This window comes from Aliikangiella aequoris (assembly GCF_053709105.1).
In genome coordinates this window covers 1,653,376-1,671,604 of the sequence record NZ_CM132298.1, presented here as the reverse complement: position 1 = coordinate 1,671,604, position 18,229 = coordinate 1,653,376, and the positions used below count along the sequence as shown (strand labels likewise).

At 39.7% G+C, this 18,229-nt stretch carries 16 protein-coding genes and 1 pseudogene; 6 read left to right on the top strand and 11 right to left on the bottom strand.

Annotation, left to right across the window (positions count from 1 at the left end; genetic code table 11):
• Window positions 1-63 precede the first annotated feature (63 nt).
• The 6 genes from eno to rlmD all read right to left on the bottom strand — a co-directional run bounded on the left by eno (window position 64) and on the right by rlmD (window position 8,909).
• The gene (gene eno, locus ACUR5C_RS07285) at window positions 64-1,338 is read right to left on the bottom strand and encodes a phosphopyruvate hydratase (protein ID WP_454467694.1); all 1,275 of its coding nucleotides are present in this window, start codon (window positions 1,336-1,338) and stop codon (window positions 64-66) included.
• A 112-nt stretch (window positions 1,339-1,450) separates the two neighbouring features.
• Complete coding sequence (kdsA, locus tag ACUR5C_RS07280) at window positions 1,451-2,290, bottom strand: 3-deoxy-8-phosphooctulonate synthase (protein ID WP_454467693.1); 840 nt, start codon at window positions 2,288-2,290, stop codon at window positions 1,451-1,453.
• Between the two features lie 3 nt (window positions 2,291-2,293).
• Window positions 2,294-3,928 (bottom strand): CTP synthase, encoded by a 1,635-nt coding sequence (pyrG, locus tag ACUR5C_RS07275; protein ID WP_454467692.1) that lies wholly within the window; start codon window positions 3,926-3,928, stop codon window positions 2,294-2,296.
• A gap of 358 nt (window positions 3,929-4,286) precedes the next feature.
• Window positions 4,287-5,141 carry a nucleoside triphosphate pyrophosphohydrolase gene (gene mazG, locus ACUR5C_RS07270; RefSeq protein ID WP_454467690.1) on the bottom strand — a complete coding sequence of 285 codons (855 nt, stop codon included), beginning with the start codon at window positions 5,139-5,141 and terminating at the stop codon, window positions 4,287-4,289.
• 72 nt (window positions 5,142-5,213) lie between these two features.
• The gene (gene relA, locus ACUR5C_RS07265) at window positions 5,214-7,424 is read right to left on the bottom strand and encodes a GTP diphosphokinase (RefSeq protein WP_454467689.1); all 2,211 of its coding nucleotides are present in this window, start codon (window positions 7,422-7,424) and stop codon (window positions 5,214-5,216) included.
• A gap of 144 nt (window positions 7,425-7,568) precedes the next feature.
• On the bottom strand, window positions 7,569-8,909 hold the full coding sequence (gene rlmD, locus ACUR5C_RS07260) for a 23S rRNA (uracil(1939)-C(5))-methyltransferase RlmD (protein ID WP_454467688.1): 1,341 nt from the start codon (window positions 8,907-8,909) through the stop codon (window positions 7,569-7,571).
• A gap of 459 nt (window positions 8,910-9,368) precedes the next feature.
• On the opposite strand from rlmD, the gene ACUR5C_RS07255 reads away from it, so the two are divergent.
• Together ACUR5C_RS07255 and barA are read left to right on the top strand one after the other, a co-directional pair.
• Entirely contained in the window at window positions 9,369-10,442 is a 1,074-nt protein-coding gene (locus tag ACUR5C_RS07255) for a hypothetical protein (RefSeq protein ID WP_454467687.1), read from the top strand.
• Window positions 10,435-13,308 carry a two-component sensor histidine kinase BarA gene (gene barA, locus ACUR5C_RS07250; protein WP_454467686.1) on the top strand — a complete coding sequence of 958 codons (2,874 nt, stop codon included), beginning with the start codon at window positions 10,435-10,437 and terminating at the stop codon, window positions 13,306-13,308. The genes ACUR5C_RS07255 and barA overlap by 8 nt, the downstream gene beginning before the upstream one ends.
• A gap of 187 nt (window positions 13,309-13,495) precedes the next feature.
• Here barA and ACUR5C_RS07245 read toward each other — a convergent pair whose 3' ends face one another.
• Entirely contained in the window at window positions 13,496-13,819 is a 324-nt protein-coding gene (locus tag ACUR5C_RS07245; RefSeq protein WP_454467685.1) for a transposase, read from the bottom strand.
• A gap of 268 nt (window positions 13,820-14,087) precedes the next feature.
• Here ACUR5C_RS07245 and ACUR5C_RS07240 point away from each other — a divergent pair, with 268 nt between their 5' ends.
• Window positions 14,088-14,216 (top strand): hypothetical protein, encoded by a 129-nt coding sequence (locus ACUR5C_RS07240; RefSeq protein ID WP_454467684.1) that lies wholly within the window; start codon window positions 14,088-14,090, stop codon window positions 14,214-14,216.
• Window positions 14,217-14,241: 25 nt separating this feature from the next.
• Window positions 14,242-14,478: a hypothetical protein gene (locus ACUR5C_RS07235; RefSeq protein WP_454467683.1), complete on the top strand. Its 237-nt coding sequence runs from the start codon at window positions 14,242-14,244 to the stop codon at window positions 14,476-14,478.
• A gap of 319 nt (window positions 14,479-14,797) precedes the next feature.
• Here ACUR5C_RS07235 and ACUR5C_RS07230 read toward each other — a convergent pair whose 3' ends face one another.
• The 3 genes from ACUR5C_RS07230 to ACUR5C_RS07220 form a co-directional block, all read right to left on the bottom strand.
• Window positions 14,798-14,968 carry a hypothetical protein gene (locus tag ACUR5C_RS07230; RefSeq protein WP_454467682.1) on the bottom strand — a complete coding sequence of 57 codons (171 nt, stop codon included), beginning with the start codon at window positions 14,966-14,968 and terminating at the stop codon, window positions 14,798-14,800.
• A 462-nt stretch (window positions 14,969-15,430) separates the two neighbouring features.
• Complete coding sequence (locus ACUR5C_RS07225; protein WP_454467681.1) at window positions 15,431-15,871, bottom strand: hypothetical protein; 441 nt, start codon at window positions 15,869-15,871, stop codon at window positions 15,431-15,433.
• Between the two features lie 19 nt (window positions 15,872-15,890).
• Entirely contained in the window at window positions 15,891-16,487 is a 597-nt protein-coding gene (locus ACUR5C_RS07220; protein ID WP_454467680.1) for a hypothetical protein, read from the bottom strand.
• 122 nt (window positions 16,488-16,609) lie between these two features.
• Here ACUR5C_RS07220 and ACUR5C_RS07215 point away from each other — a divergent pair.
• Window positions 16,610-16,838 (top strand): annotated as a pseudogene (locus ACUR5C_RS07215) (transposase); the annotation flags it as partial.
• Between the two features lie 609 nt (window positions 16,839-17,447).
• Entirely contained in the window at window positions 17,448-17,765 is a 318-nt protein-coding gene (locus tag ACUR5C_RS07210; RefSeq protein ID WP_454467679.1) for a hypothetical protein, read from the top strand.
• Between the two features lie 46 nt (window positions 17,766-17,811).
• On the opposite strand, the gene ACUR5C_RS07205 is transcribed toward ACUR5C_RS07210, so the two are convergent.
• Window positions 17,812-18,225 (bottom strand): hypothetical protein, encoded by a 414-nt coding sequence (locus ACUR5C_RS07205; RefSeq protein ID WP_454467678.1) that lies wholly within the window; start codon window positions 18,223-18,225, stop codon window positions 17,812-17,814.
• Window positions 18,226-18,229 lie beyond the last annotated feature (4 nt).

Sequence of the window (18,229 nt, the reverse complement as noted above, 5' to 3'; positions counted from 1 at the left end):
CTAAATAAAACACTATTCAAATAAAAAAGGCAAGCTATCGCTTGCCTTTAAACCTTTCTAAACCTATAAACAGTTAAAGGCTTTCTTACCTGGATAAATCGCTTTATCGCCTAGTTGCTGCTCAATTCTTAACAATTGATTGTATTTGGCGACGCGATCGCTACGGCACAATGAACCAGTTTTAATCTGACCAGCATTGGTAGCAACAGCTAAATCAGCAATAGTGGTGTCTTCTGTTTCACCGCTTCGGTGTGACACAACAGCCGTGTAGCCCGCTTTGTGCGCCATTTCAATGGCAGCAATAGTTTCAGTTAGCGTTCCAATTTGATTAACTTTAATCAAAATAGAATTAGCAATGCTTTTTTCAATACCTTCCGCTAAAATTTTGGTGTTAGTAACAAACAAGTCATCGCCAACTAATTGAACTCTGTTACCTAACTTTTCAGTTAAAATTTTCCAACCGTCCCAGTCACCTTCATCCATGCCATCTTCAATTGAAATAATAGGATAGCGATTAACCCAATCTTCCAGATAACAAGCGAACTCTTCTGAAGTTAACGACTTTCCTTCGCTCTCTAAATGATATTTTCCATCTTTATAAAACTCAGAACTGGCTACGTCTAAACCAAGATAAATGTCTTCACCTAATTTATAGCCCGCTAGCTCTACTGCTTCAACAATAGCTTGTACGGCTTCTTCGTTAGAGCTTAAGTTGGGTGCAAAACCACCTTCGTCACCAACAGAAGTACTTAATCCTTTTGCTTTTAAAACTTGCTTAAGCGCATGAAATATTTCTGTTCCATAGCGTAATGCTTCTGCAAACGAAGGAGCGCCAACTGGCAAAATCATAAACTCTTGAATGTCGACATTGTTATCTGCATGAGCGCCGCCGTTAATGATATTCATCATTGGAACTGGCAGCATGACACCGTCGCCCATTTGTTTAAATAAAGGTTGTTTATTTTCTGCGGCGGCGGCTTTTGCAGCAGCTAAAGAAACCGCAAGAATTGAATTAGCGCCTAATGTCGCCTTATTCTCGGTTGCGTCAAGATCCAGCATTACTTGATCTATTTCTGCTTGCGCAGAAACGTCCATACCCAATAACTTAGGCTTAATTAGCTTGTTGATATTGTCGACCGCTTTTAACACGCCCTTGCCTAAATAGCGTGACTTATCGCCATCACGTAACTCTAAAGCTTCACGAGATCCGGTAGATGCGCCACTTGGAGAGCAAGCAATACCTAGCATGCCACTTTCTAAAACTACTTCAGCTTCTACCGTAGGATTACCACGTGAATCTAAAACTTCCCTGCCAATAATATCGACAATCTTCGTCATGTCTAACAACCTCAATTTATAAAATTTAATGCGAAACTATTTTAAATACTTTACTCTGCTTGAATACTTTACTCTGCTTGAATACTTTACTCTGCTTGAACACTTCGGCTAGCTATTTTTGAAGCGCCATTTCGGCAAAACCATTTGCCTTAACCACCTGGTCAATTTCTTTAAGCGTTTTTAACAAAGACTCAATCTCATACATAGGCCAAGAGTTAGGTCCATCACTTTTGGCTTTCGCAGGATCTGGGTGAGTTTCCATAAACAACCCTGCAATACCTGCTGCCATAGCGGCTCTAGCTAAAACCGGAACATGCTGACGCTGCCCGCCAGATGAAGCCCCTTGTCCACCCGGTAATTGAACAGAGTGAGTGGCATCATAAACCACTGGTGCAAGCGTGTTACGCATTTCAGCCAAGCTACGCATATCTGAGACTAAATTATTATATCCAAAAGATGCGCCACGCTCACAAACCATAATATTTTGGTTACCAGTAGCACGAGCTTTGTTGACAACATGCTGCATATCCCAAGGCGCTAAAAATTGGCCTTTTTTAATATTTACCGGTATTCCTGGCTCACAGACTTTCTGGATAAAATTAGTTTGACGACATAAAAATGCCGGCGTTTGCATGACATCAACAACCGCAGCAACTTCATGCATGGGGGTGTCTTCATGAACATCAGTTAACACTGGTACGCCAATTTGGCGTTTTACGTTTTCTAGAATCTTTAAACCATTTTCTAGGCCAGGACCTCTAAAACTATCATGAGAAGAACGGTTTGCTTTGTCGAAAGATGATTTATAAATATAAGGAATACCTAAACGGTCGGTCACTTCTTTCATATAACCGGCAGTATCGAGTGCTAACTGTTCGCTTTCAATTACACAAGGTCCTGCGATTAAAAAAAACGGTTTATCAATACCTACTTCAAATCCACAAATTTGCATACCTTATGCCTCCTCGCGTTCTCTAAATTCACGCGCAGCGTTAATAAAAGACGTAAACAATGGATGCCCGTCTCTGGGTGTAGAAGTAAACTCAGGATGAAACTGTACCGCTACAAACCAAGGATGGTCGGCTAACTCTACCGTTTCAACTAAGTTGTTTAGACTAGAACGCCCTGAAATAATCAAACCGCTTTTTTCTAGCTGAGGCACAAAGTTTTCATTTACTTCGTAACGATGGCGGTGACGTTCATTGATTTCTTGTGCATCATAAATAGCTGCTAGTTTTGAGTCTTTAACCAAATAAGCAGGCTGAGCGCCTAAACGCATGGTACCGCCCAAATCAGAAGCTTCCGAACGCTGCTCTACCGAACCATCTTTATTCACCCACTCGGTAATTAATCCAACCACAGGATTAGGCGTGTTTTTGGCAAATTCAGTACTATGCGCATCGCTAAGTTTTGCCACATTGCGCGCAAACTCAATCACGGCAACTTGCATGCCCAAACAAATGCCTAAGTAAGGAACATTATTTTCCCGCGCATATTGCACAGTTTGTATTTTACCTTCAACGCCACGTTCACCAAAACCGCCAGGAACTAGAATCGCGTCGGCGCTGTCTAGTAAGCCAACGCCTTTCTTTTCAATATCTTCAGCATCAACGTAATCAATATTAATCGTTAAGCGATTCTGCAGGCCGGCGTGCTTTAACGACTCAATTAAAGATTTGTAAGCTTCAGTTAAGTCCATATATTTGCCTACCATAGCGATATTCACTTCACCGTTAGGGTTGGCTTCAGCATAAAGCACTTGCTCCCATTCCGTTAAGTCAACTTCTTGCTTAGGGAGCTCAAACCTTTCGCTAATTAGCTTTTCAAGACCTTGTGCGTTAAGAATTGCTGGAATTTTATAGATACTATCCACATCTTTTAGTGAAATAACGGCTTTTTCATCAACGTTTGTGAACAAAGCAATTTTAGCTTTCTCTGACGCAGGCAAAGTTCGGTCTGAACGACAAATTAAAATATCAGGCTGAATACCAATCGATCGTAACTCTTTGACTGAGTGTTGCGTTGGTTTGGTTTTTAGTTCTCCAGCCACCGCAATATAAGGCAGCAAGGTTAAATGCATAAACAAAGCTCTTTCTCTGCCTAACTCGTATCCTAGCTGGCGAATGGCTTCTAAGAAAGGTAAAGACTCAATATCGCCTACGGTACCGCCAATCTCAACCATAGCAACATCGGCATCACCGGCACCTTGGTAGACTTTTTGTTTAATTTCGTCGGTAATATGCGGAATAACTTGAACGGTTCCACCTAAGTACTCGCCTTTACGCTCTTTTCTTAAAACATCGGCGTAAACTCGACCGGTGGTAAAGTTATTTGATTGCTTCATGCGGGTCCGAACAAAACGCTCGTAATGCCCTAAATCGAGATCGGTTTCTGCACCATCATCGGTCACAAATACTTCACCATGTTGAAATGGGCTCATTGTCCCTGGATCAACGTTTATATAAGGGTCTAGCTTTAATAATGTTACCTTTAGGCCACGCGACTCTAAAAGTGCAGCAAGAGAAGCAGCTGCAATGCCTTTACCGAGAGAAGAGACAACTCCGCCCGTCACAAAAATAAACTTAGTCATGTAATTTCGCCAAAATCAGTAATACACATTATTAGATAATAGCTCCTCGGCAGTGCTTAATATTAGAAATATTAATCGCTCTAGCGATTTTTCTTCAAAATTAACCGCAAAGTACACTTTTCAACACTTTATCGTTAATTCTAGCGCCTCAAAATCATTAGAAATTGAGCAAAAGAATTCAATGAATTGTGTCGATTTTAAGTAATTATGCTGCAATTGAGAACAAAACTACTGCCAACTGGGAGCAATCAGGACGGGGCGATATTGTAACAAAAAATTGTTGCTGAAGCACAGCTTTAAGTTATCAATTAGAGAAATTTCGCGATTATTTTTATATCCAACGCTAACACAAGCTAAATCAATCGACTATCAGCTTAGCTTGTTGCCATAATGCTTCTAATTCTTCAATGGTTTTGCCATTTAAATCACCATTTGAGTCGCTTTCTACTTGCCTAAAACGTTTTTCAAATTTTTGCGTGGCGCGTTTTAAAGCAACTTCGGAATCTACACCATAATGGCGAGTTAAATTAACCACTGCAAACATCAAATCACCTAATTCTTCCTCTAAATGGGCTTTATCACCTGACAGCGCTGCCGCTAAAACTTCGTCGCTTTCTTCGGCGACTTTACCCCAAACCTGCTCGACGCTACTCCAGTCGAACCCAACCTGAGCGGCCCGCTTTTGAATTTTATCGGCACGACTTAATGCGGGTAATGCCTTGGGCACGTCGGCTAACACGCTGTTATCTTGCACAGTAGAGCGCCCTAAAGCCTGCTTGGCGCTGCGCTCTTGTTGCTTTATTTGATCCCAAGCTTGCTTTAATTCGTCATCATTGGCATAGCAAACATTGGCAAATACATGCGGGTGACGTCGAACTAATTTCTCACAGATGACATCCACTACATCAAAAAACTCAAACCGGCCTTCTTCGGCGGCTATTTGCGCATAAAACACCACTTGAAAAAGCAAATCTCCTAGCTCTTCTTTTAAACTATCGAAGTCATTTTCTTCAATCGCCCCGGCAACTTCATAAGCTTCCTCTAGAGTAAAAGGAACCAAGCTCGAGTAGGTTTGAGCTAAATCCCAATCACAACCACCCTGAGGATCACGCAGCGCCTGCATAAGCTTGAGTATTTTATTAATGCCAGTCGCATTATTAACCTGATTCAGTAATCGCTCAGCATGGGGGTTTTTAGTGTCTTTGGGCGTCATAGTTTTATTGATAGCTTGATTTATTGATGAGTGAATCTGTTATAGATTAAAAAGAGGCAGCACGACCAAAAACTAGCTGGCGCGCTGCACACTAACCACTGTAGGCAACTGTTCTACTTTCGTCATTATTTTAGAAACCGTTGCAATACTCGGTACTTCAATTTGAATTTTAATAACAACCATAAGTCGCTGTTTGTTTACGTGCGTATTTAAAGAAGTCACACTAACCTTCTCTTCTGACATAAGCAATGTAATATCGCTGAGCAGCCCTTTGCGATCATAAGCTTTTATATTTAAGTCAATTAAATAGCTATCATTAACCGAGCTAGTCCACTCAACATTGAGTACTTTTTCTGGTGACGTCTGACGCGATGCCATCAAATACCGACAATCCTCTCTATGGACCATTATGCCTCGGCTTTGCGTGACATAACCGGATATTTCGTCGCCTGGGACAGGCTTACAGCATCCAGCCATACGGGTAAGTAAGTTACCAACGCCCTCCACTAACACATCACTAGAAGCACTTCTTTTGGCAACCGACGCGCGTTTTTTGATTACGGTATTTCTGTTAATTGGTTCAGGTTGATTGGTTAAAGTTCGCACCACATTGAGTACTTGATGAAGTCCTTTATCGCCTACCCCAATTCCTGCATACAACTCTTCTTCTTTGTTGTAGTTAAAGTGCTGTGCGGTTTTTAATATATCTGCCTGCTTAATGTTATGTTTAATTAGCTCTTTTTCTAGTAAAGCTTTACCTGCGGCAATATTTTTATCTTTATCTTGGTGTCTAAACCATTGGTTAATTTTGCTACGCGCTCGACTCGATCTTACATATCCTTGATGCTCGCTTAGCCAGTCTCTACTTGGCCCACCAGTTTTGCTAGTTAAAACCTCGACCTTTTGACCAGTCACCAAGGCTTGGGTTAACGGAATAATTCGACCATTCACTTTCGCACCACGACAGCGGTGGCCTACATCTGTATGTACTCGGTAGGCAAAGTCCAGCGCAGTCGAGCCTTTAGGTAAGTCAATTAACTTACCTCTTGGCGTAAACACATAAACTCTTTCTTCAAGAACTTGGTTGCGAAACTCTTCAACGATTTCGGCACTTTCAGTCACCTCGTCTTGCCATTCCAGTAATTGTCTTAGCCAAGCAATTTTTGCTTCGTAACCATCTGCGGCCGCTGCGTTGCCTTCTTTATATTTCCAGTGTGCAGCAACCCCCAACTCAGATTCTTGGTGCATATCGAAAGTGCGAATTTGAATTTCTAACGTTTTGCCTTCTGGACCAATTACTGCGGTATGTAAAGAGCGATAGCCATTCTCTTTAGGGGTGGCAATATAGTCATCAAATTCTTTGGGAATATGCTTCCATAAACCATGCACCACACCAAGTACCGAGTAGCAATCTTGAATTTCTGGAACTAAAACCCGCACCGCTCTTACGTCATATATTTCGTCGAAGCCAACTTGTTTACGCTGCATCTTTTTCCAAATGCTATAAATATGCTTGGCTCGGCCTTGTAAATCTGCAGTCACATTGATTTTGGCTAAAGCCGACCCTATAACTTCTAACACAGATCCCACATAGGTTTCTCGCGCAACTCGTTTTTCGTCTAGGCTTTTTGCAATTTGCTTGTATTCTTCACGGTGAATTAAACGAAAAGCGAGATCTTCCATTTCCCATTTAATTTGCCCTACACCTAAGCGATTAGCTAGCGGAGCGTAAACATGGCTAATTTCGTTGGCAAGTTTCAGCTGGTAAGCGTGCGAATGTCGATCAGCGACGCGTAATAAATAAAGTCGCTCAGCGAGTTTAATTAAAACGACTTTGACATCGTCAACCATCGCCAATAACATTTTGCGTAAATTATCAATTTGTGAAGCATCAGAGTCATCGACAAAATCATCTTGAAGCCCACGAATCGCGTCCATTGTAGTCACACCTTCGAGCAAGTTTGCTACACTCTTAGACACTTTAAGCGCGATTTTTTCTAAATCAATTAAACCTGAGTCAAGTAGCGGATATAAAATAGCCGCAATTAACCCTTTGCTATTTACATTTAGCGAGCTAAGTATATTGGCCATTTCAAAACATTGATGAAACAGCTCTCGTCGCTGCTCTATATGATTAAACTTAACCTGCTTAATCAAAGCCTCAGCGTCTTCCCATAACTTCTGGTTGTTTGCTTCATTTTCAGGGAGCAGAGACCGAGACCAACTCACGAAGCGTTGATCTTCTATATCTTTTGGCGTTTCTATTTGGTGTACTTTTACCATCAGCTTTCCGAATTTAATTCATTCTTAATGACTAAGCGACAAAACTAACAAACAATTAACCAATATTAAAATAACTAAACAATGCTAAAGCCAACTGACTAATTGAGTAAGTTAGCTAATTAAATTGAGCGCATTTATCCAAACTTAACGCTTTTCAAATAAGGCAATTGACTCAACATGAGTCGTTTGAGGAAACATATCCATGACTCCAGCTTTCACCAAAGTATAGCCTGACTTTACTAACTCACCGGTATCTCTGGCTAACGTTGCCGGATTACAACTAACGTAAACTATTTTCTCAGCCCCAAACTTCACGATATTATTAATGACTTCTAATGCTCCACTGCGTGCTGGATCAATTAATATCTTATTATAGTGGGCCTGGTTCCAGGCTTCGTTAGATAAATCCGTCGTTAAATCAGCCTGATAAAACTCAACGTTATTTAGCTTGTTGTGTTGCGCATTAAGCTTGCCACGCTCGACCATCTCTGGCACGCCTTCAATCCCTACAACATGCGCAGCTTTAGTCGCTAACGGGATAGTAAAGTTTCCTAAACCACAAAATAAATCTAAAACACGGTCATCTGGCTGGACATCGAGCAGTTGAATAGCGAAAGGCACCATTTTTTGGTTGATACTGGCATTGACTTGGGCAAAATCAAGCGGCTCTTGTAGTAGCTCCACGCCAAAAGCGTCTAATTTATAGCTTAATTGAGCGTCAGTTGTGTTAAGAGGCCAAATGCGATGCACCGTTGTTGGTCCTTTAGGCTGTAAATAAATAACCAAATCATGCTGCTCACCAAACTCAACCCATAACTGCTGATCTGACTCACTTAATGGTTTTAAATGACGGACTATCATAGCAATTTTAGCGTCTCCGCTAGCCACTTCTATTTGTGGAATGGAAAGACGCCCCTGCATTTGATCAATTAATTGACTCATTGGCATTAATAAGTCAGAGACTTTTTTGCGTAGTACTTGGCAAGATTTAATGTCAGCTAAAAAGTTAGAATGTTTTTCTCTAAAGCCTATTAATGTGCGTCCTTTTTTACTCACATATCGAACCCCCAGCCTCGCCTTACGACGATAAGCAAACAAGTCGGCTTGCAAAGGTTCAAGCCATTGTTTAGGCTCGGTTTGTGCAAAGTGAGTTAATTGTTCTTGTAAAATTGACTGTTTATGAGTGATTTGCGCCTCATGTGAAAGATGCTGCATACTGCACCCCCCACACACACCAAAATATTCACACTTAGGCTCAACTCGCAAAGGGCTTGCCTCTAAAACTTCAAGCACTTTACCTTCGTCAAACTTGCCTCGTTGAAAGGTGTATTGCATGACGACTTTTTCACCTGCTAGCGCACCATCGACAAAAGTCGTCTTGCCATCAATTCGGCCTACACCACGCCCTTCGTGAGATAAACTTTCGATATTAATTTCTACCGGTTCACTAGGAACTTTTTTGTATCTGCGCTGCTTTCTAGCCATTTATTTGTCCAATCTTACTGAGTTTACTAACTTAACTACGATAAATTTTAGTTTGCCAATACAACACTGCTGCGAGTACACAGTGTGTCAGGTACCAATATGCTGCGCATTATACTGCTTTTTAAGAAGATTATTTAATTTAAATAGGTTGTTAACTAAATCTTGTCACTAATTTACCAGAATCTTTAATAAGTGATTGATATTTATACTTATTATTGCTAAAAAAGGAGTGCATTATCAGGCTGCTTTATTTGCACTAGCTAATCAGGTTAAAATCAAACGCAGTAACCAGTAATTGCTGTGGGTATTCCATTCTGTAAGCCGGTTGCTAAGCTAGTATTTTCGCTCAGTTACTAAGTTTTGCATGTTGCCTGCTTTTTGAGCTGGCTTTTATCACTATACAACACACTAAACATTATTCACTTTTGAGTATTTTGGTTTCACTAATTTATGGTAGCAATGCGGCAACAAAAGCTAAAAATCTTGGCACTATTGCAAAACAATAGGCTGTGCTACTTTTGGCTACGCCAACTTATCTGCTTTACGGGTTTAGTCATGTTGGCCTGCAACAGCTTCGCTCGTGAGTCGAGCCAGTTATACCAACAACCTTCACAAGCTAACGACTTAATGTCGCTAAACCAAGCAGAGCGCGCTATTTTACCCGTATTTTATCAAGGCTCTCAGCCAGAACTATTAACCCTAGTTAAATCAATAGAACCTCAACTTAAACTTAAATTAACAGGCCACCAAGTTAAGCTAATTAATATAAAAGAGCTGACTAAAAAAGAAATTGAATCCTTATTTAATGGCGTCAATGATTGCGCAGTGACTATCGGCCCAATTGCAACTCAAAAGATTGCCTCTATTCGTAATAAAACGCCTTTATTTAGCTTGTTAGTCTCAAAAACTCAGTTAGATCAATTGCACCATGTCTATGCTCGACTCGGCGTTCCCATTAGTGGGATTTATCACGAACAACCGCCACTAAGGCAACTACTTTTAGCAAAAACCATCACTCCCGATTTAAACAAGGTCGCATTGTTTTTTGATCAAGCCGATAAATATCAACTCGCAAACCTTAAAAATATCGCCAGCCAATTGAATCTCGACTTAGCTTTTCAAATACTCTTTTCTTCTGATCCGCCGGAAAAGTTTTTGTCAAAAATTGTAGCTGACGAAGGTGTCTTGCTTATATCAAATAACCGCGATATTTATACCGAGTCTAAATTAGCTGCGGTGGTGTTATCTGCTTATTATCGCAATATAAAACTCATAGGAAACATATTTGAGCATTCTGAAATAGGTGCTTTAGCAAGTATTTACACGGCAACCACGGCGCTAAGTATTGAAGCGAGTAATCAGATCAGTGAAGAATGTCAGCTAAACCAGTTTTCGCCGCCACGGTACGCGAATAGTTTTAGTGTTGTTATCAACCATAAAATAGCAGAAAGTTTACGCCTTAAAAACAACAATGAAAACGAAATAAGTCGTCAAATCGCCACGGCGGAACTCAGGGAATTAAGTCATGAATGAATGGGGAATACGCGCCCGAGTAATTTTACTCGCACTAATACCAACCAGTTTGGTGGCAATTGTAATGGGTGCTTACTTTATTGCAACTCGAGTTCATGATTTAAATATTGCCTTAGAAGACAGAGGCCACACGCTAGTAAGTTATATCGCACAAACCGCAGAGTATCCTGTACTCGCCTCAAATACCAATACACTTCAACGCTTAGTTAACAGCGCCCGCAATGGCGACGAAGATATTTTAGCTTTGGCAATCTACGACAAAAATAGCCTTTTGTTTGCTAGCTCAGGGACACCCAAATTAGTTAGCCAACTGGCTACATCCGATAACATTTTACCAAGGCAAACCACGGTAGAACGATTAGCTGAAGGGATTATCGTTAGAACGCCAATTTATACCCAGCCCGATCCAAGCGACAGCCTGCATTTTAATCAGTCTCGGCAACAGCCTATATTAGGCTATGTTTCGGTTTATTTAACGATTAAAAATGCAACCTTGCGCCAATATCAAACAATCGCGACGGCGTTAATTATACTGGTCATTGGTTTAGGCCTAGGCGGTGCTTTAGCGCAAGGCATGGCTCGCTCAATCACTCTGCCTATTATTCAACTTGCAACAGCTGTAAAGCGTATAAAAGAAGGCCAACTAAAAGCCACCATAAAATCACAAGCAAGCGGCGAATTGAAAACGCTTGTAGATGGCTTTAACGATATGAGCCAAGCAATTTACGAAGCAAGAGAAGAAATGCAAGCAGCGGTAGAGCAAGCCACCTCTGACTTACACGAAACTAACGAAGCATTAGAGTTACAAAATGTTGAACTGGATATGGCGCGCAAACAAGCTGTAGAAGCTAGCCGGGTAAAATCTGAATTTTTAGCAAATATGAGTCACGAAATTAGAACCCCTATGAATGGTGTCATTGGGTTTACTAACTTATTGCTGCGAACCGAGCTTGGGCCAAAACAAATTGACCATTTAAATACCATTAAAAAATCTGCGACCGGCCTGCTTTCAATTATTGATGACATTTTAGACTTTTCAAAAATTGAAGCAGGCAAAATGGATTTAGAAAAAAGGCCGCTAAACATTAACGATTGCGTTGATGAAGTGCTCAATTTATTAGGACCGACCGCACGCGATAAAAATGTTGAATTAATTGGCATAGTCTACCAAGACGTCCCAGAGTATCTACTCGGTGATTCAGTTAGAATTTGTCAAATATTAACCAACTTAACCAACAATGCTATTAAGTTTACCCAACAAGGTAACGTACAAATCAGAGTTCTTTTAGAGGATGAGTCTCCTCAGTCTGTAAAGCTAAAAATTAACGTAATTGACACAGGCATAGGACTTTCAGAAGAAAAGCAAAAAGTTTTATTTAACGCATTCACTCAAGCAGACACAACAACAACTCGCCGCTTTGGCGGAACGGGTTTAGGCCTTGTAATATCCAAAAAACTCATCGAGTCTATGAGTGGGCAAATTGGTTTGCAAAGCGAAGAAAATGTAGGTTCAACTTTTTGGTTTACTTTAGAACTCGATAAGAATCCCGACGAAAACAAACAAGTGGACTTTGGCTTTCCTGGTCGCAAAGTTTTGTTACATGACTCAAGCCAAGTATCACAACTAGCGACCCAACATATTCTCACGCGATGGAATAGCGAAGTCACAAGCTTTAAGAGTTTAACCGAACTGATCGACATGGCTAAACTTTTCTCACAACAAAATAAAGATATTCACTTAATCATTGTTGGTGGCTATCATAGTTATGAATACCAGTCAGAGTTTAATCAGTTGGTTTCTATTGGCCAACAGTTAAACTGCCCTATTGCAGTCTTACTTAATACCAATGATGAAGCCGTCGTAAAACAATTTGCCGATATAGGCATATACTACCATTTAAGCAAGCCAGTTATTCGTAAGGGGTTATATAACGCTTTGTTTGACTGGTTCGAAATTGGAAAAGCGCCAGAAGAAGCTTCAAGCAAAAGCTTGCTCCCGCTTGAAGCCGGGCAACTTAAAATACTTTGTGTTGACGACAACTCTGCAAACTTAAAATTAATTGCAGAGCTACTCTCCGAATTTAGATTAGAAGTTAACTTGGCCACCAATGGTAAAGAAGCCGTTAACGCGTGCGAACAAAATCAGTACGACATTATTTTTATGGATATTCAAATGCCAGAAATGGACGGTGTGGAAGCAACCCGGCACATTCGAAAAATGAAAAATAATAGAGCTAGAACACCAATTATTGCGTTAACCGCCCACGCAATGAAAGGTGAACGCGAAAAACTTTTAAATGAAGGTATGGACGATTATCTAACAAAGCCAATCTCTCAAAGTAAACTAGAAGAAACCATTCGACAGTGGACCAGAAAAGAGCTAGTGACTATAAAACAATTAGCACAAGATGCAGTTCAAAATAAAAAACAAAACCAACGAGACAAGAGTAACAACTACTCCAACCGAGCTCGTACCATCGAAGGCGAAGCAAAAGAAATAAAAGAAAGTGGTGCAAGCTATAACGCAAGTCAAAATGCCGTAGACTGGGCGCTGAGTTTAAAGGCGGCTAACAATAAAGAAGACCTAGCCAAAGATATGCTAAGTATGTTGGTTGAAAGCTTTGACGAAGCAAAACCCTTAATTAACAAATATTACAAAGAATCAGATCTAAACGAGTTATTAAAACAGGTGCATAAACTGCACGGCGCTACCGCTTATTGCGGTGTTCCTAAGCTTAAAAAGCTCGCAAATGACTACGAGACTTATTTAAAAGAACATGGTATTAGCCAAGGCTTAGGTGAAATTCATGATGCTTTTATTCTCGCTATTGACGAAGTGCGCGAAGAATCTCAGGCATTTGTGTAGCCCTGGTAAGTTGGGGGGTAGCACGCCCCAAATTCACGTTAGCTGTGGCATACCATAAAAATAACCAATCGGTTTATTTATCAACCATCCACACCCAATAGTATCATCACTTAATTCAAGCATTGCTGTTGGGTTATCACCCTTTCCTACCGGGGTTTGTTGATTTCTTATTTATTTAATTTTTTATTTACAGCTGTACCTCTGACGGAATTTTATAGAGTCGTTTCCAGCGCCGTATAACGTTGGCCTCACTCCAGCCTTTGGCTTTGTCGTCATCGACTCTAAGCACAAGGTGATCGTGGTTTGACATAATGGCGTAACTCGCGACTTCAATGGCGAATGAATCTAATTGATAGGCTATTCGCTCGACAATCCAGCTTCTTCGATGCTCAAAATTCTTTCCAGAGAATTTATCTTCGCCACATAAAAATGCGCGCCTAACACAACGAGAGATACAGTGATAATAAGTGGTTGAAGCTAAATCAATTATTGAATTGCGAGCGCGAGTCATCGTTGAAATCCCTTCTAGTTTGATATCCTTTTAAACCAAACTAATAAAAACTCGCGCTGCCGTCAAATTTATCTTGAGATGTTTTTTTTAAAAGTTATGGGTGTCCCTTTTTTTCTCACTTTTTTTCTCAGTGGTAATAAGTGGTTGAAGCTAAATCAATTATTGAATTGCGAGCGCGAGTCATCGTTGAAATCCCTTCTAGTTCGATATCCTTTAAACCAAACTAATAAAAACTCGCGCCGCCGTCAAATTTATCTTGAGATGGTTTTTGAAAAAGTTGTGGGTGTCCTTTTTTCTAGTCCAACAACAAATTCAACAGCTAAGTAGTTTGCCAAAAGCGAAACAGCGATTTGTCAGCGATATGTTAGATACCGTTCTGCATCAAGCTAACGGTTAAATATTAAAATAAAATAGGAATTTTTATGACTTATAAAATGTTTAAAATAAATCAAGATGTTGAAGCCGTAGATATTGTAACAATGGCTGATATGTCAATGGATGACTATAAGCGTTACTTAGAATCAGATCTGCTATTAGTAGATACTCATGATGTTTTAAGATCACAACCAGCAGGATATCCACTAGCAACTAATGCAGAGCAAGTTGATACTCTAATAAACTACCTTAATAGTATTCGTTCAAAGGTTGGTTCAGCTTAAACAAGCCACTAAAAATTAGCTTCTAAAAATAAAAAAGCTCTGCCATTTCTGACAGAGCTTTTGGTGCTTCTTTTTCTCTATTATTTAAGAATAAAAAAAATCAAATGCTACGACCCTTTTGATTAATTTTTTAGATTATCTGAAATTAAAATCTAAAATTCCAAACTGAACTGTTCAAGAAGCGAACAATTCTAGCTTGAAATTTGTTAGTTACCATCTAACGGACATGCGGACAGGACAACACCGCCAAATCATTAACGGCGGCACAAACAAAGCCTAGCTAAATAGCTAGGCTTTGTTTTGGTGCAAGTAGACTGGACTAAGTTACAGATAAATCCAGTGGTTTATCTGAATTTACGAACAACCTCATTCCGTTTGTAAACTTAACTAAAATCTCACCCTCTTCATTTCTTATACACTCAAACACCTCATTACCTTTGAGTAGTTTGGTTAGCTGAGAGGCTTGTTCATCAAGTTCATTTTCTGTCATTTTTTAAACTCCTGCTTTAGTCTGCCATCTTCCCAAACCGCCCTATTACGCTTACCTTTGTCATAATTCTTCTTATTTTTGTAAACTTCATAATGTGGCTGATTTGTGTGGAGTAAATCCTTTTCCCAGATCTCCCCGGTTTTAATGTTGCAATTAGCTTTGCAACCTCTAACACTTCTAAATAACTTAGGGTCAGTAAGCGGTGTTTTCTCAAGCTTCTTAATTAGCTTGGCAGCGGCACCTCCGACTCCTGGAAAATAACAAGGACACCCATTTTCATCTCTTTCTAATACTACAATACCTCCGCATCACTTAAAAGCGCCCCTCTCGGCTTTAGACATAAATTTTTTATATCGTCTTGACTAAGTTCTTAACGATTGATTGCAAGATTAATGAATTCGAAAAACACTAAGCCTCAGCCAAGCTGATTATTGTATTTAGAGTTGATAAGATATGATTTAGCTAAAGAAACAATCGCTGACTTGTAGAAAGCCCTTTGATTAATTTTCTTTCTGCTACATCCATAAAATGCGTAATCGCACTGGGAGAGCCAATGACACTGAGTTGCGATAAATCGTCTTTTTGTTTCATCAATGAAACAAACTCATCAGCATGGAGATTAAGACGGTTTAGTATTGTCGGTGTATCGTGTTCAATATAATCTCGTTTTGTGGGAAGTATCGCGCGGCCTAGCCAGTCGACTAGCTCGATATAGTCTTGCTGGGTTACGTTAATTGCATTTTTATGTTTTTGTTTTGATTGGGTAAGTTTAATTAAGGGAATTGGGGTTTGAACTTTGGCTTTTTGTTGTTGTTTAATCCGCTGTTGAATTGAAGTGAATTCAGATTTTTCTGGCGTCTTCGCCATTTTCGCTCGGATAGGATTTAAATCGACATAGCTCATTGCGGTGATTACTGCGGCTTCATCTAACAGTGGTTGAGATTTGAAGCGTCCTTCCCACAAATTGGTCTGGAACCAAATTTGAACATCGGAGGAACGACGATGGCCCGAAGGGTGAATGCCATGGAAGGCATTCATAAAATCGACCTTTACATTCATCTTCTTTATTCGCTTCTCTGGCCAGATACTCATTTAAACCACGCATAAACCAAGAGATATCCATCAGTCGCTCTCGCCATTTTTGAATCATACCTTGAGCTACTTCAGCGATACCTTGCGCCTTTGGATTTTTAATATACTGCTGTACCACAGGCGGAATTTTATAGAGTCGTTTCCAGCGCCGAATAACATTGGCCTCACTCCAACTCTTAGCTTTGTCGTCATCGACTCTAAGCACAAGATGGTAGTGGTTTGACATAATGGCGTAACTCGCCACTTCAATTGCGAACGAATCTAATTGATAGGCTATTCGTTCGACTATCCAGTGTCTGCGATGCTCAAAATTCTTTCCAGAAAACTTATCTTCGCCACATAAAAATGCGCGCCTAACACAACGAGAGATACAGTGGTAATAAGTGGTTGAAGCTAAATCAATTATTGAATTGCGAGCGCGAGTCATCGTTGAAATCCCTTCTGGTTTGATATCCTTTTAAACCAAACTAATAAAAACTCGCGTCGCCGTCAAATTTATCTTGAGATGTTTTTTGAAAAAGTTGTGGGTGTCCTCTTTTTTCAGGGAGAATTACTAAACGGGGAGATCGTTATCTTAGAACATTACTTATCCATGGTGCCAGAGCCGCGATTCGCTTTTCAAAAAAACAAACAGGATAAACTGAGCCTTTGGATGGCTAGCCTGGTGAAACGTATTGGTATGAATAAAGCGGTCGTTGCTGTTGCTCACAAACTGGCTCGATTACTTTGGATATTGCTACAAAAGCAGGAAAAATACTCGCCACAGTACGGCAACTAACAGATAGAAAATGCATTAGCTATTGGTAATAATATTTAGCCTTTCAACATAGGTTGATTGAATGATGACTAACGGTTTTTCCGACCGGCTCTAAGTCTGGAAAGGACACGGTACAATTGACAATTCGTTGATACCGTTTGGGTGTTGAAGACGAGTCGGTACGGAATTTATCAGGGGACGAGATTGATAATAATAATCTCACAAAGATCCCGAATATATGTCAGTACCTATTTCGCTAAAACCGGCATCAGTAGATATCAGCTAAATTTGAAAAGTTAAAAAATGGAGCAACACAAAACATCGTGGTTAATTTTAGCCATGGTAAGGATAACTACACCTTGACATTATGGAGGCGTCCATATATGTCCCTTTTTTTCTATGATATCCTTTTAAACCAAACTAATAAAAACTCGCGCCGCCGTCAAATTTATCTTGAGATGTTTTTTGAAAAAGTTGTGGGCGTCCCTTTTTTTGTGGATTTAAAGGAGTCTAGAAATCGACACTGACCCCGAATATATATAAAATAACAAGCTAATTTCAAAATTAGTCAGTTCTAACTTCGCTGACTTTTAAACTAACTATTGCGTAAGCAACAGAAAGAAAAAACTCATGAAAATATATGAACTCTTTGTAAACCTAGTGCCAAATGAAAATAATGAAACATTTAATGATAAAGCTGGTGCTTATGTTCATCTATATGTTACCGCAATAGATCTAGAGCTCTCTATTGAAAAAATGAAAAAATATGTAGAGCTTGATAATTTTTCGGTAAAAGACATAGAGCATGTAAGGGTAATCGATCTCGATGACTGGGATGAAGAAAGAGATGACGATAGCCCAACTGTTGAGCAATTATCTCAACTCATCCTCAATAACAACTTCATATATGGAGAGTTTCACAGTTACGAGTTTGAGTATGAACATTGAAACTCAACCTCAACAACTGTGAAAAAATCTATTGCTTTTATATTCCTTACTCTTTTTTCTCGCAGACTAAAATACCACCATCATGATTAATAATTAGAGCCAACCTTAACGGCTCAATTATTACGATGCCTTCCAAAATATAGATTTCGGAATTAATTATTTCTGACAGCATAACATCTTGAATGCAGGCGTTGTCGTGCCCTAATCTGATAACGACACATATTCTATCAAGCTGCTTCTGAATTGAACTCAAATTTGTTAGATTATATATATTATCTTCCCAATCTAATTTTTCTTCAGTCGATATAAAATCATCTTCCCAAAATTGCCAAGCAGATAACTCATTCCAAACTAATTCATCAAAAGAAGATAGAGCTTTCAACCAATTTGGCTTATGGCTTCCTTTCAAAAAGTTTTCAATAAAATTTTTAATATAAAACTTATGATGTCTATTTAGCATAGTC

Bases quoted from the DNA above. Each gene is read 5' to 3' on its own strand.
- eno (WP_454467694.1), bottom strand. From the start codon at position 1,338: ATGACGAAGATTGTCGATATTATTGGCAGGGAAGTTTTAGATTCACGT.
- kdsA (WP_454467693.1), bottom strand. From the start codon at position 2,290: ATGCAAATTTGTGGATTTGAAGTAGGTATTGATAAACCGTTTTTTTTA.
- pyrG (WP_454467692.1), bottom strand. From the start codon at position 3,928: ATGACTAAGTTTATTTTTGTGACGGGCGGAGTTGTCTCTTCTCTCGGT.
- mazG (WP_454467690.1), bottom strand. From the start codon at position 5,141: ATGACGCCCAAAGACACTAAAAACCCCCATGCTGAGCGATTACTGAAT.
- relA (WP_454467689.1), bottom strand. From the start codon at position 7,424: ATGGTAAAAGTACACCAAATAGAAACGCCAAAAGATATAGAAGATCAA.
- rlmD (WP_454467688.1), bottom strand. From the start codon at position 8,909: ATGGCTAGAAAGCAGCGCAGATACAAAAAAGTTCCTAGTGAACCGGTA.
- ACUR5C_RS07255 (WP_454467687.1), top strand. From the start codon at position 9,369: ATGCGGCAACAAAAGCTAAAAATCTTGGCACTATTGCAAAACAATAGG.
- barA (WP_454467686.1), top strand. From the start codon at position 10,435: ATGAATGAATGGGGAATACGCGCCCGAGTAATTTTACTCGCACTAATA.
- ACUR5C_RS07245 (WP_454467685.1), bottom strand. From the start codon at position 13,819: ATGACTCGCGCTCGCAATTCAATAATTGATTTAGCTTCAACCACTTAT.
- ACUR5C_RS07235 (WP_454467683.1), top strand. From the start codon at position 14,242: ATGACTTATAAAATGTTTAAAATAAATCAAGATGTTGAAGCCGTAGAT.
- ACUR5C_RS07230 (WP_454467682.1), bottom strand. From the start codon at position 14,968: ATGACAGAAAATGAACTTGATGAACAAGCCTCTCAGCTAACCAAACTA.
- ACUR5C_RS07225 (WP_454467681.1), bottom strand. From the start codon at position 15,871: ATGAGCTATGTCGATTTAAATCCTATCCGAGCGAAAATGGCGAAGACG.
- ACUR5C_RS07220 (WP_454467680.1), bottom strand. From the start codon at position 16,487: ATGACTCGCGCTCGCAATTCAATAATTGATTTAGCTTCAACCACTTAT.
- ACUR5C_RS07210 (WP_454467679.1), top strand. From the start codon at position 17,448: ATGAAAATATATGAACTCTTTGTAAACCTAGTGCCAAATGAAAATAAT.
- ACUR5C_RS07205 (WP_454467678.1), bottom strand. From the start codon at position 18,225: ATGCTAAATAGACATCATAAGTTTTATATTAAAAATTTTATTGAAAAC.